The sequence below is a fragment of the Enterococcus sp. DIV1059_2 genome, assembly GCF_051713685.1.
Lineage (GTDB): Bacteria > Bacillota > Bacilli > Lactobacillales > Enterococcaceae > Enterococcus_D > Enterococcus_D casseliflavus.
The window spans coordinates 1-13,341 of the sequence record NZ_JBIOQK010000002.1 but is presented as its reverse complement, the minus strand read 5'-3'; the positions used below and the strand labels follow the sequence as shown (position 1 = coordinate 13,341).

The 13,341-nt window shown below is 35.9% G+C and carries 19 protein-coding genes; 11 read left to right on the top strand and 8 right to left on the bottom strand.

Going from position 1 to position 13,341, the window contains the following annotated elements; genetic code table 11:
* Positions 1 to 39: 39 nt before the first annotated feature.
* From IGI72_RS18150 to IGI72_RS18130, 5 genes are all read right to left on the bottom strand, one after another.
* Positions 40 to 780 carry a hypothetical protein gene (locus IGI72_RS18150; protein WP_438755174.1) on the bottom strand — a complete coding sequence of 247 codons (741 nt, stop codon included), beginning with the start codon at positions 778 to 780 and terminating at the stop codon, positions 40 to 42.
* Positions 780 to 1,349: a hypothetical protein gene (locus IGI72_RS18145; protein WP_086373383.1), complete on the bottom strand. Its 570-nt coding sequence runs from the start codon at positions 1,347 to 1,349 to the stop codon at positions 780 to 782. Before IGI72_RS18145 ends, IGI72_RS18150 begins: the two co-directional genes overlap by 1 nt.
* A 12-nt stretch (positions 1,350 to 1,361) precedes the next feature.
* A complete protein-coding gene (locus IGI72_RS18140; RefSeq protein WP_438755172.1) occupies positions 1,362 to 1,520 on the bottom strand; it encodes a hypothetical protein in 159 nt (52 codons plus the stop codon).
* Between the two features lie 102 nt (positions 1,521 to 1,622).
* Positions 1,623 to 1,820: a hypothetical protein gene (locus IGI72_RS18135; RefSeq protein ID WP_086373384.1), complete on the bottom strand. Its 198-nt coding sequence runs from the start codon at positions 1,818 to 1,820 to the stop codon at positions 1,623 to 1,625.
* A gap of 13 nt (positions 1,821 to 1,833) precedes the next feature.
* On the bottom strand, positions 1,834 to 2,655 hold the full coding sequence (locus IGI72_RS18130) for a PD-(D/E)XK nuclease family protein (protein ID WP_086373385.1): 822 nt from the start codon (positions 2,653 to 2,655) through the stop codon (positions 1,834 to 1,836).
* A 451-nt stretch (positions 2,656 to 3,106) separates the two neighbouring features.
* On the opposite strand from IGI72_RS18130, the gene IGI72_RS18125 reads away from it, so the two are divergent.
* The 11 genes from IGI72_RS18125 (at position 3,107) to IGI72_RS18075 (ending at position 11,210) form a co-directional block, all read left to right on the top strand.
* Positions 3,107 to 4,183 (top strand): Rad52/Rad22 family DNA repair protein, encoded by a 1,077-nt coding sequence (locus IGI72_RS18125; RefSeq protein ID WP_438755170.1) that lies wholly within the window; start codon positions 3,107 to 3,109, stop codon positions 4,181 to 4,183.
* A 19-nt stretch (positions 4,184 to 4,202) separates the two neighbouring features.
* On the top strand, positions 4,203 to 4,949 hold the full coding sequence (locus tag IGI72_RS18120) for a hypothetical protein (RefSeq protein WP_438755168.1): 747 nt from the start codon (positions 4,203 to 4,205) through the stop codon (positions 4,947 to 4,949).
* Positions 4,912 to 6,009: a primase C-terminal domain-containing protein gene (locus IGI72_RS18115; protein ID WP_086373388.1), complete on the top strand. Its 1,098-nt coding sequence runs from the start codon at positions 4,912 to 4,914 to the stop codon at positions 6,007 to 6,009. Before IGI72_RS18120 ends, IGI72_RS18115 begins: the two co-directional genes overlap by 38 nt.
* A 72-nt stretch (positions 6,010 to 6,081) precedes the next feature.
* The gene (locus tag IGI72_RS18110; protein ID WP_086373389.1) at positions 6,082 to 7,263 is read left to right on the top strand and encodes a DnaB-like helicase C-terminal domain-containing protein; all 1,182 of its coding nucleotides are present in this window, start codon (positions 6,082 to 6,084) and stop codon (positions 7,261 to 7,263) included.
* A 58-nt stretch (positions 7,264 to 7,321) separates the two neighbouring features.
* Positions 7,322 to 7,765, top strand: a complete 444-nt coding sequence (locus IGI72_RS18105; protein ID WP_438755167.1) for a hypothetical protein — start codon at positions 7,322 to 7,324, stop codon at positions 7,763 to 7,765.
* A 4-nt stretch (positions 7,766 to 7,769) separates the two neighbouring features.
* Entirely contained in the window at positions 7,770 to 7,970 is a 201-nt protein-coding gene (locus IGI72_RS18100) for a hypothetical protein (RefSeq protein ID WP_438755165.1), read from the top strand.
* Positions 7,971 to 8,039: 69 nt separating this feature from the next.
* A complete protein-coding gene (locus IGI72_RS18095; RefSeq protein ID WP_438755163.1) occupies positions 8,040 to 8,309 on the top strand; it encodes a hypothetical protein in 270 nt (89 codons plus the stop codon).
* Positions 8,306 to 8,575: a hypothetical protein gene (locus IGI72_RS18090; protein ID WP_438755161.1), complete on the top strand. Its 270-nt coding sequence runs from the start codon at positions 8,306 to 8,308 to the stop codon at positions 8,573 to 8,575. Before IGI72_RS18095 ends, IGI72_RS18090 begins: the two co-directional genes overlap by 4 nt.
* Before the next feature lie 44 nt (positions 8,576 to 8,619).
* Positions 8,620 to 9,390, top strand: a complete 771-nt coding sequence (locus IGI72_RS18085) for an N-6 DNA methylase (RefSeq protein ID WP_438755160.1) — start codon at positions 8,620 to 8,622, stop codon at positions 9,388 to 9,390.
* 52 nt (positions 9,391 to 9,442) lie between these two features.
* Complete coding sequence (locus IGI72_RS18080; RefSeq protein ID WP_438755158.1) at positions 9,443 to 10,825, top strand: hypothetical protein; 1,383 nt, start codon at positions 9,443 to 9,445, stop codon at positions 10,823 to 10,825.
* A gap of 10 nt (positions 10,826 to 10,835) precedes the next feature.
* Positions 10,836 to 11,210 carry a hypothetical protein gene (locus IGI72_RS18075; protein WP_438755156.1) on the top strand — a complete coding sequence of 125 codons (375 nt, stop codon included), beginning with the start codon at positions 10,836 to 10,838 and terminating at the stop codon, positions 11,208 to 11,210.
* 41 nt (positions 11,211 to 11,251) lie between these two features.
* Here IGI72_RS18075 and IGI72_RS18070 read toward each other — a convergent pair whose 3' ends face one another.
* Genes IGI72_RS18070 through IGI72_RS18060 form a run of 3 tightly spaced genes read right to left on the bottom strand, consistent with a single transcriptional unit; the run spans position 11,252 to position 13,225 of the window.
* Complete coding sequence (locus tag IGI72_RS18070) at positions 11,252 to 11,596, bottom strand: hypothetical protein (protein WP_086373398.1); 345 nt, start codon at positions 11,594 to 11,596, stop codon at positions 11,252 to 11,254.
* Positions 11,597 to 11,616: 20 nt separating this feature from the next.
* Positions 11,617 to 12,669 carry an N-acetylmuramoyl-L-alanine amidase gene (locus IGI72_RS18065; protein WP_086373399.1) on the bottom strand — a complete coding sequence of 351 codons (1,053 nt, stop codon included), beginning with the start codon at positions 12,667 to 12,669 and terminating at the stop codon, positions 11,617 to 11,619.
* A gap of 28 nt (positions 12,670 to 12,697) precedes the next feature.
* A complete protein-coding gene (locus IGI72_RS18060) occupies positions 12,698 to 13,225 on the bottom strand; it encodes a hypothetical protein (RefSeq protein WP_438755153.1) in 528 nt (175 codons plus the stop codon).
* Between the last annotated feature and the right edge of the window lie 116 nt (positions 13,226 to 13,341).

Genomic DNA, 13,341 nt, shown 5'->3' with positions numbered 1-13,341 from the left:
CAGAGAATGGGTTTCTCTGAGGCTAGGATATTTAAGCTTTTAATCAATTAATTCGCAAAGGGTATATGCTACTTTTGATAACTTTCCTTTGACAAATGTTTGTAGTTTTTCGTCTAATTCTGCTACGTTAATTACTTCTTGTTTTCTTGCTTGATAGATACTACTACGTTCATCTGCAATCACTTTATTCAGAGTCGCAACAATACTTTCTTCAGCTCCCAAGAATACTTTGGATGATTCTGCAATTGATTCAGAGAGCTCTTCTTGCGCAGTTGTTAACTCACTCATTCGAATATTGAGAATTTCTCTAATTAGTTTATCTTCTAAATACCCTGAGCTAATTAAGTGTTCTCCAGTGAGCTGATTTTTCTTAGGAGTTTCATTATAAGTCATCTTTCCAGATGCCTCATCAATAGTGATTACTAACGAATCTTCTTCCTCAGTTTCATCAACTACTTCCAAATTGAATAGCTCATCTTCTTCAGAATATTCTTCTGGAACAAGCTCTTCATCTTCGGTGTATTCATCATTCGCATTTTTATGAAATAAATTAACAATATTCTCTACAACTTCACCATATTCATTATCTTCGATACCTTTCATAGAAAGCTCAGTAAAATAATTCTCTTTGATATCTCCAAGCTTGCTTTCATCACTTTTTACAACAGATTCGATAGATTGGTTAAAATCAATTGTTTTCGATTGCTCAATTTCAGTGGCTGCTACCGATTGTTTTAGACGAGCTGCAAAGTCAGCTAAATCACTTGTTTTTATATCCATCATGCTTCCTCCTGCGCTTGAGCCATTGCTTTTTTAAGACGTGCTCTACGTCGTTTAAGCTTTTTAAGGTCATCCATCGACTCTACTGGTCGTTTCTTTTTTTGTTGTTTTTTAATATGTTCAGAAATTTGTTTGTTGATTTTGGCTGATTCTTCGGTTTCTTCGAAGTAATAAGCTTCGAAACTTACTGAACCATCCTCTTTAATACCTGAACTATACTGCTTACAACCTTCAACATAGCCATTATCACGAAGATAATATGCCACTGTTTCTTGAAGCAAACGTAAGTAAATTTGATGATGGGCCTCTTTTTCGGATAAGGCATGATAACGCTGTGGATTCGAGTCAACTAGTTGATTTACTATTTCTTTTTTAAACTCATCTGATAGTTCATTTGTAGCTAAAATGATATCTACTCCATTTGCCGGAATTAAAATCGTCCGAATGGTTAAGTTTTGAACTGTTTGCTCCGAAATAAACATCGGAATTGCCTGTTCATCTAATACTGCATTTTCCATTTCTCGTGATAGTGACACTTCTGATTTATTAACCTCTACCTCTGATAACATATGTATTCTCCTTTATTCAGCAGTTACGACAATATCCTCTTTCGAGTTATCCGTAACTGATTCTTGTTTACTATTATGTGCTGTTTCTTTGGTTTCCTTAATCCATGTTACGTCACCGTAATCGTTTATTTCCCCGACCAGGATACCTTTTTTGGTTTTAATTTTAAGCATTTATATCACCCGTTTCCTTTGACTCAATAAGTTTGTTCCTCGGAACCTCCTTAATCCAAGAAATGTCTCCGAACTCAGTTGGTTTAAATTTTGAGGTTCTCATTAAGGTTGCTCGACTAATGGTTTGGGTGCTAAAGCATTTTCCCAAGCCTGCTGTTCTGTCATACTCAGCAATCTGGCGTAAGATGTAAGGTGGGTCAATGGCACTTCTCCAATTAAACTAATCATTGGAAGACCACCTTCGTCCATTCTTAAAACGATACCCGATTCTACTGCGATTTTTTCTTTAGTTTCTGACATGTGATTTCTCCTTTTATTCAAAATTAATATTGTCGCATTCAGATAAGAATGGACATGTTTGACACATAAAACTTTGTCTAGGATAAGGCTTTATCGTTTGGATTCCTTTAACAAATGACTCAACAACTCTGAGCATTCGTTTATACTCCTTAGACGTTCTAACCAAAGGTATTTGTAAGGACTGATTTACGTAATGTGCTGTAAATTGGTCCGGATATTCTTTGAATGTTTTTACAAAAGCATAGTGCATGAATGTGGAATATAAGTCGTGATTTAAGAAGAATTCATTTGGTTTTTTCTTCGACATATTAAAATCTACGATTTCGACTAAGCGTCGCTCTTTATCTGGAGAAAGGACTTCTCGAATTAATCCAAAAGTACCCTTTATACATACCCCATCAATAATGATTTCATAAGGATGATTAACCGCTAGTATTGCTTGTTCGATGCCTGCATTAGAAGCATAAAACTTTTGAAGAGTCTCATATCCTCTATGGACGTATTGCTCTTTTTCCGCCTTTGCTCTTTGTGCCGCTTCTTTAGGGTCACGATTGAAAATGTCTTTTTCTTCCGTTCCGTTAGCTTCGTTCCATAACGAAAGATATTTTGAATACAATTGTTTTAAAGTTGGCGTACTCCCTTTTTGTAAAAGGGTATAAAAGTAAAAGATTGTTTTTTGAATGCACTCGTTATATATTTCAGGTTTCGATGACATCACGAGTTTATTTGAGCCCTTTAACTTTGCTTGATACTGTAAATGGTGTTTCATTGGGCAGTCCATATACACAAAGATTTCATCGACTGAAAATGTTAAATCATTTGCAACGCCTGACATTCATATCTATCTCCCTTTTGTACATTTACTCTTCGAAAGAGCGTTCCATTCTCATTTGTTTTGATTTACAGACAGGACACTCGACAGCTTCGTCTGACAAATTGTCTTCACTGTAATCAAAAAAGCAATCATCCATAGACATTTCATATTCACAATTCAGACAAATTAACCATAGGTTTTCCATTTCATTGTCTTCATTGAAATAATCATCGTTCATTTTGGAATCATTTGATTAATATACTGAAATCAAATGGGCACACATCCTTTCTTGTGTCAGTATGCACTTTTTTTCTATACGCATATAACAAGGATTTTTTACAGAAAAGTCAACCCGCTAAATTTATATTTTAGGTCTTTACTTATCGATTGAAGAAAATTAATCAATACATGAGAGCAGAGGGGATACTCCCTAGTCTCGGATAAAAATGAAAGATTGAAAGGAAGAAAAAAAATGTTAGATGAACAAACCAAAGAGAGCACTATTGCTCTAGATGTATTTAATCAGGAAAAAAAATATTCGTTTTTCCATGCAATTAGTCAGATTCAAGCTGGGACTCCGCAAGAAATTGTTGATTTTAAAAAATCAAACTCTAAAGATGCCGACTATCCGTACCTTTCAGGTGATGCGATTATTTACATGTTAAACAAATATTTTGCCTATAGCTGGAGCTTTCAAATTATCCGAACTGAAATCATCCCTGGACAAGCATTAAAACCAAGAGACGGTGGCGAACCAATTCAGCAAAATGCTCATGTACAAAGCTTGGGCCGATTGACTATACCTGGATTGGGGGTTAGGGAACAATGGGGTTCTGCATCAATTAATGGTAGTACAGACCTTCAGCAATCTACTTTTAAGAGTGCATCTACTGACGCTTTAAAAAAATGTGCATCTATGTTTGGAGTTGGTTTGGATGTGTCTAATAAATACAAACGTGCGTATGCCGGCTTCTCCTTTACTGCTCATGACACCTTTGGACCAGAATATGATGAACACATCATCGCTTCAATCATGGATTCTAGAGAGCAGTCAGCGAATATAGCCAAGCAAAAAGCTCGCAATGCTGCTCAAGAAAGACAACAAAGCCCACAACAGAACGTTGCTTCACAAAGTAATTCAACACAGCAACAACCGAATCAACAACAAATTCAGCCACAGCAAGGAAACTTGACTGAATCATGGTCGACTGCTCCACAACCTAATGTAAATGAGCCAATCAATACCCCTGAACAGCTGCAAAATGCTTCTCAGGAGCCCGTAAACAATCAGACTCCTAATCATGCACCATCAGAGCAAGGAACCACAGAACAGCAGCCACAGCCGCATCCCGCTCCTGCAAATCTAAAAATTACTAACGATGAGTACATGGCATTAAAAGAAGTAATGAAAGAAGCAGGACTAGTAACAATTAACGATTTAGTTCCATATATTCAAATGGCTCTGAACAACGAATTTGCTGGCTACAGTGATTTATCTAGTGAGAATGTTGAGTTAGTCATTGTGGAAATAATGAAAATTTTAGGATAAAAACCAGGAGGAATACCCCATGTCTAAAGTTGATACCAATGATGTATTTTATGTCAGCGAAATGTTTCTAAAAGACATAAAAAAAATCGAAAAGAAGAAAGATGGCAGGTTTGATGTCACTGATGATTATTTATTGGCATTACGAAAAGATGTCACCTTTCTATTGTCTGGAGATACGAAAGTTGATGATTTACTTTCTGCTTTTAAAAAAGCAATGAGTTTACCTGATATACAAAAACTTGTCTACTCCCCTTCAGACGTTCTCACAGAATTGCGTATCCCATTTAAACATGGGGTACCTGATTTTGACCCAGAGGAAGATTTACTTTACTTTGGAAAGTTCTATTACCACCCCCTCTTACAAGTCTCCGGAGCAAAGACTAGATATGTCATGAAGGAGAACCACGAAATAGTAGAAGTTGAGAGTGAACCCTTTTATCTAGAGTTAAAACCTAGATTTACTATGACCGATTTAATACAATGGTTCATTGTCAAAACAAATAATTCACATCCGAATCTAAAAGGATTCAGAACTCAATTCCATTCTATGCTTCCTATTTACGGTCTAGATATGCTCCTCTATATGATTGAAGCTGCATGCACACCAAATGATAATGGCCGCAATTATTTCCCGAAAGCCCCTAGGTTTTTAGAAGAAGACACTTATATAGAAGAAGCCAAGCGTCTTTATTATCAAAGAATACAAATGCTAAAGGAGTCTGATATTTATGGAATCATCCCTAGAAGTGGCCGCTACTGTCACTGATACAAATGAAAATGATAAGAACCAACCAGCTCCTTTAAGCGACTTTGTCGTCTATGAATATGGACACAAGCAGGCAACACCGGGAGGAAAAACTTGGTTCACTAGAAACTATTTTCTACAAGAAAACGATAGTTTCGAATTTAGAAAGTTTTACGAAAACTCTGGGATTTATCGTTCCGCTTTTGCTTATCAACGCCAAGTTACAGATAACGAAACGGTTTACGAATCTCAAGTAATGGGCAACTTTTATATGGATTTTGATAATGAGGAAAATATTGAACTCGCACGTAAAGATGCTCTACAAGCTATCTATCTAATGAGCCAAAACTACAGATATAACCTTCCTATTGAAGCTTTTCGTATCTACTTTTCTGGGAAAAAGGGATTCCACGTAATTATTCCTTGGCAATATTTTGGATTCAAACCTGACTACAATCTTGATGAAGTATTTCGAATGATGGCCAAGGATTTAAGAGAATTTTGTGCTTACGGAAGTCTTGATATGTCTGTTTATGAAAGAAGACGTGTCTTAAGAATGGAAAACAGCATACACGAAGGTACTGGGCTCCATAAGATACCTTTAACTTATGAGCAGCTCAGAGACTTTACCGAGGAAGAAATCAGAGAGCAGGCAACAAATAACTTCAAGTTTAAATATCCAAAGCCCTACCTAGTAAAACAAGCTGAGAAAATTTATCTAGAGAAGTTTAAAGAAGTAGTTGCTGCAAAGTCTATTGTTTACTCCGGTGTTAGAAAACCTCTTGACTACACCCCGTCACATATTCAAGAACTGTTAGACTTGGGCCCTGTATCTGGCTATAGGAACAACTCCATGGCTGTTCTTGCATCGTTCTTCAATAATCAGGGATATTCTGTTGACCAAATAATTGAGGAAATTACTAAATGGGCTGCCCCTGCTCTATCTGGACCAGACCCTATTCGTAAAAGTGAAATCAAAGCTACAGTAAATAGTATTGTACGAAGAGGATGGAATTACGGAGTAGAAAAAATAAAGGAACTTATTCCAACTTTGAGTGACAATTATGAACCGGAAAAATAAGTTTTAAAGAAGGAGAAAACATGAGCACACAGATTTTCTTAACAAAAGTTTTATGCAAGGGGGAAAAACTAGATGAATACAGCAAATGATACCTTTTTCGGTAATCAGTCTACCACCCTTTCTGACCTGTTGGTTGAAGATAGCTTTGCCGATAACAGTTTTGATTTTACACAAACTGCTGAAGTAGACCCTATGGGAGTGCCTTATTTTGAATTGAACTCTTCCGTTAGTGCGCCTACACCAATAATTAACGAAGACATTGGGGAACCAGCATTGTTCAAAAAAATGGAAAAAATTATTGAAGCCGTTGATGCCTATAGCTGGGCTCGAGGAGAAATGGGCGGCTTAGATTGGGGATTTCCTCAATACAACGAAGCCTTTGAAGGATTAAATACCGGCGTTACATTATTTGCTGGCGGTTCAAACGTCGGTAAATCTGGTATGTTGGCGGAAATTGGTTGGAAAGTAGCTAAAGCTAATAGCTTTATCGACGAAAATCATCCTAAAAAAGCCTTCGTTTTATATTTTTCTCTAGATGATAGTTGTAATGAATTGATTCCTCGTGTCATTGCAATTGACCAACGTATCAAAATTAATGCTGTTCGTTTCCCTAAGAAATATAGCCATATCGGAGAACTGATGGATAAAAGAGCTCAAGGAATACAAGCGCTTAAAGATTCCGTCGCACACTTTGCTATGATAGACGCTAACGAAGGACAGTCCATTGAGCATATTGAAAAAACAATGATGGAATACAAAGATATGTTAGAAACACACTTCCCAGAGGAATACACATTAGTGGCTATTATTGATAACTTTCATGATATCTCCGTCGATAAAAAGGGATATACAGAAGAGAATGCTCGCATTGACCATATTGCTGGAGAACTAACAAATCTCGCAACTCGCTTTGATTCTCCCATTATTTGCTCTGCTGAGTTTAGAAAAATAAACGTATTTAAACGCCCACAACTTGATGATATCAAATCTTCAGGTAAAGCAGTATATGAAGCAAAAGCCATATTATTATGCCATAACGATGTCGGCGTTAAAGGCGAACAGGCACAAGTTTATTGGGAAGTTGAAGAACAAGGCGAAATTGTGAAAATGCCGATTTTCGAAACCCAAATCGCAAAAAATAAGTTTTCAAGCTTTAAAGGTCGTGTTCTTTTTCGTTTTACTCCTGAGATTTCTTCTTTTGACGAATTACCAAAAGAGGAAGCCAGAAAATATATACAATTAATTGCGAGTTAGAGCCTAACAATCCCTTTTAAATTGAGTATTCATATAAGATTTGAGAAGGAGATATTTAATGAATGGACATAATTTAACAATCGAGGACCTTTCAAAAAGTATACGTGAAGCTACTATAATCACGCATGATGGAAAGACATACATCAATCCAAGAAAAACACATGGTTGGAAAGAAATTCTTTTAGACCATTTCAGTCAAGCCCCTACCTACTCCCATAATCAATTTAAAGATGAATATGGTGTCGATGTTTCTAAGGCAACCACAGTGGGAGCAATAAGAAAATCTATTGGCAACAAACTTACTCTCTTTGGTATTAGTACAAAGCCAATTGGATTATATCAGGATGCGAAGAAAAGAATACGAGAGCTATTTTTCAATAATGAAGAATCTTATTTCGATAATTTTACTTCAGCTTTTTATTCGTATATGAATCCTGATTATTCCGAAGTCATTAGAGTTTATGTTAATGGTCGATATTACTATATAATTTTAGGGAAGTGAAAAAATGGAAAACGGAAACGAAATTATCTTCCAATTAACTATTGCAGATGCAATAGCCACCGGACAAGATAAATACCCTGATATGGAACCCGAGTTGGTCGAGTCCCTAATTAGGAAAAACATCAGTAAAATTAAAAATGGTTTGTCATCTGGCCTTTTTTGGGATGAAGTCCTTTGCTATTGTTTTGAGGAAATCGTCAAATAGTATTTGGCATAAAAATACTCTAGCCTTCAGTTTAATCTGGGGGCTATTTTAGTGAGGAGCTGAATAACTTTGCCATACAATATATTACCGATGATTATCCGAACGATAACTTACGCTGCTACACAGTCAGTAATGAACGCTTTTTTAAACGAGCCATTAAGGGATTTGAGATATAAAAAAAGAAAGATGCCCAAAGGTGTAGGTAAAAATAATACACTCAAAAATGTTATTGTATCCGACTCCATGCCGTGGGATAATAGCTTGAACAAAAAAGAGTATTTATATCAAAGAGAAAAAAAGAATTATTTGAAAGAGAAAATCAAGGAGATTACAGAATGAATAATGATATTCCGAATATATCAAAACTAGCTCCAGACCGCATAAAGGTAATCGATGAAAATAAAGAAGGCGGAGGATGTTACATCACATTTGACGATAAATCGTTAATGTATTTTGAAGAGGCTGATAAGCGAATGGCCTATAAAATTGCGCAACATTTATTTGATGCTTTAGAATCCGGATACCAAAGTGGTTTGTTGCTAGGATTTTTTAACAAAGAAATGGCCAGAGAAGAATTAATTAATAGAGATTTATTACCATTTTAAGGAGGGGCGTTATGCCCTTCCTTTTTTATTTTGGGAGGAATACAATGGAAAAGAATATTAAAAAAAATACAAAAGCTCTATTACACATTATCAATGACATTTCTTCAATTACGCATAAAAGAGAGATAGATATTTTAAGAGAAGCAATAGAGGTCTCTGCATTGTTTTTTAGTTCAACCATTACACCTCATTATGAAACAAAATTGCCCGGTTTTGAACAAGTTACAAAAAATAGACTGCTGCGTTTAAATAGTATTTTAGAAGCTACTCCTAAAAATATATCTAACTTGTATACGGATTTCCTTAACGAATTGATTAAATCTTTTTCGGATTGTCCTTATGATTACTTAGGAGAATTAATCAATAATCTATCCGGATTTAGTTCAAGGCTTGGGCAGTTTATGACTCCTGGAAACGTTGCAGATTTAATGAATGAAATAAGTATAGCATCCGATTCTGAGGGCGAGGTTAAGACCATCAACGACCCGGCTTGTGGAACTGGTGGTTTAGCAATTAGCATTGGAAAAACTTACTTGAAAAAAAGTATTAATTATCAACCAATTACACAAGTTTTTTGCAGCGACATCGATTTGTTCATGGTTCAATGCACATATGTTCAGCTATGTTTGATGGGTTTTGAAGGTTCAGTCATACATTCCGACACATTAAAGGGAGCTGCTTTTTCAGAAAATGAAATGTGGATATTACCCTACTCCGTTATCGATGGGAAAAAGAAACAAATTGAAAAGGAAAACGAACATCAATTCGAAGAATTAAAGAAGTTTTTATCTGGCTTCCTTAATTATACGGGTTGATTTTTTTATTCTCCTAGATTAGATTGTAAAAAGTCAAAAAGGAGTGCAAAATATGGCTTACTCAATTATGTCTGAAGAGTTAAGATTTAATAAAAAGAATCGAAGGAAAATTAACATCGTTTATGGGAAGGATAACTATACCATAATCATTGCAAAGTTCATCCGATTTATTGAAAAAGATGTTGAAACACTTGATTCCAAAGAGTTGATACATGCGATGCAAATTTTTAATCTCAGTACTGGTCAGTTACCTGTTGGGTTAATTGATGGGAAACATTTCAGCTGGAGAGAATCTTTGTACAGTTTACCGATAAAGGACAAACAGATTATATTGAATCAAAAAGATAATCTGAAATCTAGTTGTATTGTTTTAACTGAAGAGTACAAGCAACTTAATTTAACCAACGGACCTCTTTTAAAGGTTTTAAATGCTTTTGCATTCTTTGATGGTGAGATATTACCCAAAAAAGCTGAAAACTATCATTCTGATATATCTAAAACTTCAATCAAAACAAATTTAAATGGTTTGATTAGACAAATTAATACTATACGAATACTTTCTTTAAAAAGAATTTCAGCTATATATAGAATATACCAAGCAGCAACTAGAAATGACCTATTTAATTCGATGGCCCCATCAAATTTCTCAACACAGTTAGCACTCTATTTGGAAATGGATTCAAATCCTAAGTTATATCACAACTATACTGATTTACCGTTCCAACAAGCACTTGGAATCTTCTTAACAACTCTTTACGAGAACGAAATAAATTTTCGACTTAACCAAGAGCATGAAAATGAATCAGAAGGCGAGTACGCAAAAGCATTTATGACCAAACGAAATATTTCCAAAGAGAAGCAAGCGCTTATGAATAATAATAGCTTTATCGAAAACGGATTTACTTTTCTTGAGCTCGACAATTCTATAGATGGTCTAACTTTTAAACACCTTGAAGAAAAATGGATTGATGTTTATAAACATCTTCCTAGAACTACTAATCCCCCAGTTCTTCGTTTTAGAAAACTGGGTCAACATAACGCTACTGGGATATATTTTAGTTATCATAATTGTATCTGTGTTGATGTTAGAGATACTACCAGTTTAATTCATGAATATGGACATTATCTAGACTATAACTATGGGCAAGGCACAATTTCGTTGTCAGAAGATTTCAGACCAATTATTAAGAACTACAAAGAAGTGCTTCTAAATACCTACGGTTCGACATTGTCTCCTTCAAGAATGAAGTATTATTCCACACCAACAGAAGTATTTGCTAGAGCTTTTGAGATATGGTTTAATCATTATTCTCCATCAGACGAATTCAACAAAAATGCAGAAGTATTTTCAACCGAACCACAATACATGTCTTTTGACCCCTCCAATCGAATATTACTATTTAATTTTTTCAATAAAATTTTCTTTAAAATTTAGGAGTGTATCTATGAAGATTGTCCATTCTACAGACCGAAAAAATATTATATTACTGGAGGACATGAAAGTCTTCCAAATAAATGAATGTGATTGGGTGGCCTCGCCCACACTGATAGAAGCATTGATACTATATCATAACGAGTTTTCTCTTGATGCGGATTTTTGCACTCCAAGAGAAGTAAACCTTGATGTCGAAGGAATGTGGGACTTTTCTTCTATCAAATATTCAGAAGCACTAATCAATGGTACCTTCCCTACAGCAAGTAAACCTCCCGTATTTGGAGATTTATATTATTACGAAGGTGAAGTATATGAATTTGTCCCTTTTAGGAAGGCTTTGGAGAGTAAACCTCCTTCCGTTTATGTAATACAATCAATAGAATAAATAAAAGAGAGAGTAACCATTAAGGCTGCTCTCTCTTTTTTCTATTTCTTGTTCAACAGTGGTTTCATTAGCTGTTTTGTAGCAAATTCTACCAAAGCTGGAGTAATTAAAGCTTTTTCTCCATCAGTCAATGGAGCTTCTAACATTAGTGTATGTAACTGATTAGAAACAAGTTTAATCATTTCTTCTTCTGTAACAACACCATCTTCTTTTGCAGCATTCACGCTCTCAATGGCTTGGTCAATTAAAGGAGCCGCAATTGTTAAAATATCAATTGCAGTATTACCCGTAGTCTCCCCTGCCTTTTTACCTTTGACAAAACGTAAACCGAGTAGAGCAATAAGCCCTGCAAAAACTACTGCTGTTGCAATTACTTCATAATCCATATTTAAATACCCCTTTCGAATTAGACAGCTGCGACATATACACGTTTTTTACTTTGAGAACCTATGTACGAGTACCACGTATAACCGTCAGCTACTACTGTTTGGTCATAATTGAAGGTTGCGCCCTGAGGATAACTACCAACGATTGGAGCATTTTTTGAAGCTGCGCTTCGAATGTTGGCACCGATGGCACTCTTGATTTTGTAACTTCCAGTTTTCTTGGCTGGAGCAACAGTAATCTCTTCAACATCAGCTTTATTCGCAGTAAGCAAATGTCCTGACTGTGTGATTAATCTAGGACATCCTGCCTTTGTATACTTAAGACCAGTAATTGCGAATACAGTTCCTGCTTTATAACTGCCACCGTAAGTAGAATTACCAGTAAACTCTACGTCAGTTAACTTTCTCAACCCTTGGGCTGTTTTCAAGCGAACTTTTTTAGGGTTTACAGTGAAGTACTGTTTGGAAAAATCTTTTGCAGGAGTGCTGTTTGCCTCTGGTTTTTTCACAGGTGTAGGTTCTTTTGTTGGAGCAGGAGCTTTAGCATTATAGCCAAGAGCTGCAGTTGCTGCAACCACTGCTTTGTCCATGTTCTTAAGCAATGATTCTACGTCACCTTTACGGTCAATAAAGCACCATTCAATTAACAACATGCGACCAGTTGTATTGCGATGAACATAAAAATTATTAGTAGCTTTAGCACCACGGTCAGGAATACCTAAAGCATTTGCAATTGCTTTAGAAATCGCAGCTGCATAAGCCTTAGAAACAGCATCGCCTTCCCAATACCAAACTTCGGTCCCAGTTCCGACACCACCAGATGCATTCAAGTGATGGCTGATATTGATATTGCTACCTGACTTCGATACAGCATTCACTTTGGCAGAAATCTTCGCCAAGTTATCGTTGATAGATGTTGAATTCTCTACAGAACAATCAACACCGCCAGTGATACTTAGCCATTTTTTGTTGATTTGTGAAGCAATAATATGTTCCCCATACTTGCCCCAAACGGCACCTGGGTCGGTACCTCCGTGACCTGCATGAGAAGATGTAATTTTGACTGCTGACATGAGTCGTCCTCCTTAAATAAATGTATTTTCACCGGATAGACCGGCTATATTCAATCGTCGCTTGTATTACTACATGGACGCAGAATCCGTAAAAAAATGTTTGAAATAAAATTGTTAGTAGCTCTGAAGGAAAATTAATGAGCTCTGTGTGGTTTGTAAGTTTGTAGTAGAAATAGAAGTACAATCTCTTTGCAATGACTCCCGATAATATGGAATAAAAGATTGATTTATAGTTTGAGGCTTTGGTGATTTTGAAGAAGCTATATGCCCACCAAATAGTCATCGCCATTATTAAACGACTTGCGCCTAATAAAACAAATGTCTGAGTGTGAATCCCCGGAGTGACGAAAACTACTGAAGCAGTCCATATCACTGACAAAGGGATACCGATAGTCGGACCTCCAGCAAAGATACCTATAATGATTGGTAGTGCCGAAAGTCCCAACATATCACTTGAGTTTGAAGGTAGAAACATGACTTCTAGACCCTGAATTAAAAAGATTATTGATGATAGGAAGACCACAAAAAAGATGCTTCCCTTATTTGTTTTTTTCATCTGTATCCTCCTTTTCGCCGATTTCTTTTAAGATTTCGCCTAAAGGATTTTTCTTAATTACTGTGGAATAAATCAGCTTTATAAGATTAATTTCTTTAGAATGCCCCATTGCCGCA

Bases quoted from the DNA above. Each gene is read 5' to 3' on its own strand.
- IGI72_RS18140 (WP_438755172.1), bottom strand. From the start codon at position 1,520: ATGCTTAAAATTAAAACCAAAAAAGGTATCCTGGTCGGGGAAATAAAC.
- IGI72_RS18065 (WP_086373399.1), bottom strand. From the start codon at position 12,669: ATGTCAGCAGTCAAAATTACATCTTCTCATGCAGGTCACGGAGGTACC.
- IGI72_RS18080 (WP_438755158.1), top strand. From the start codon at position 9,443: ATGGCTTACTCAATTATGTCTGAAGAGTTAAGATTTAATAAAAAGAAT.
- IGI72_RS18145 (WP_086373383.1), bottom strand. From the start codon at position 1,349: ATGTTATCAGAGGTAGAGGTTAATAAATCAGAAGTGTCACTATCACGA.
- IGI72_RS18075 (WP_438755156.1), top strand. From the start codon at position 10,836: ATGAAGATTGTCCATTCTACAGACCGAAAAAATATTATATTACTGGAG.
- IGI72_RS18105 (WP_438755167.1), top strand. From the start codon at position 7,322: ATGAATGGACATAATTTAACAATCGAGGACCTTTCAAAAAGTATACGT.
- IGI72_RS18070 (WP_086373398.1), bottom strand. From the start codon at position 11,596: ATGGATTATGAAGTAATTGCAACAGCAGTAGTTTTTGCAGGGCTTATT.
- IGI72_RS18130 (WP_086373385.1), bottom strand. From the start codon at position 2,655: ATGTCAGGCGTTGCAAATGATTTAACATTTTCAGTCGATGAAATCTTT.
- IGI72_RS18090 (WP_438755161.1), top strand. From the start codon at position 8,306: ATGAATAATGATATTCCGAATATATCAAAACTAGCTCCAGACCGCATA.
- IGI72_RS18135 (WP_086373384.1), bottom strand. From the start codon at position 1,820: ATGTCAGAAACTAAAGAAAAAATCGCAGTAGAATCGGGTATCGTTTTA.
- IGI72_RS18060 (WP_438755153.1), bottom strand. From the start codon at position 13,225: ATGAAAAAAACAAATAAGGGAAGCATCTTTTTTGTGGTCTTCCTATCA.
- IGI72_RS18150 (WP_438755174.1), bottom strand. From the start codon at position 780: ATGGATATAAAAACAAGTGATTTAGCTGACTTTGCAGCTCGTCTAAAA.
- IGI72_RS18120 (WP_438755168.1), top strand. From the start codon at position 4,203: ATGTCTAAAGTTGATACCAATGATGTATTTTATGTCAGCGAAATGTTT.
- IGI72_RS18085 (WP_438755160.1), top strand. From the start codon at position 8,620: ATGGAAAAGAATATTAAAAAAAATACAAAAGCTCTATTACACATTATC.
- IGI72_RS18115 (WP_086373388.1), top strand. From the start codon at position 4,912: ATGGAATCATCCCTAGAAGTGGCCGCTACTGTCACTGATACAAATGAA.
- IGI72_RS18110 (WP_086373389.1), top strand. From the start codon at position 6,082: ATGAATACAGCAAATGATACCTTTTTCGGTAATCAGTCTACCACCCTT.
- IGI72_RS18100 (WP_438755165.1), top strand. From the start codon at position 7,770: ATGGAAAACGGAAACGAAATTATCTTCCAATTAACTATTGCAGATGCA.
- IGI72_RS18125 (WP_438755170.1), top strand. From the start codon at position 3,107: ATGTTAGATGAACAAACCAAAGAGAGCACTATTGCTCTAGATGTATTT.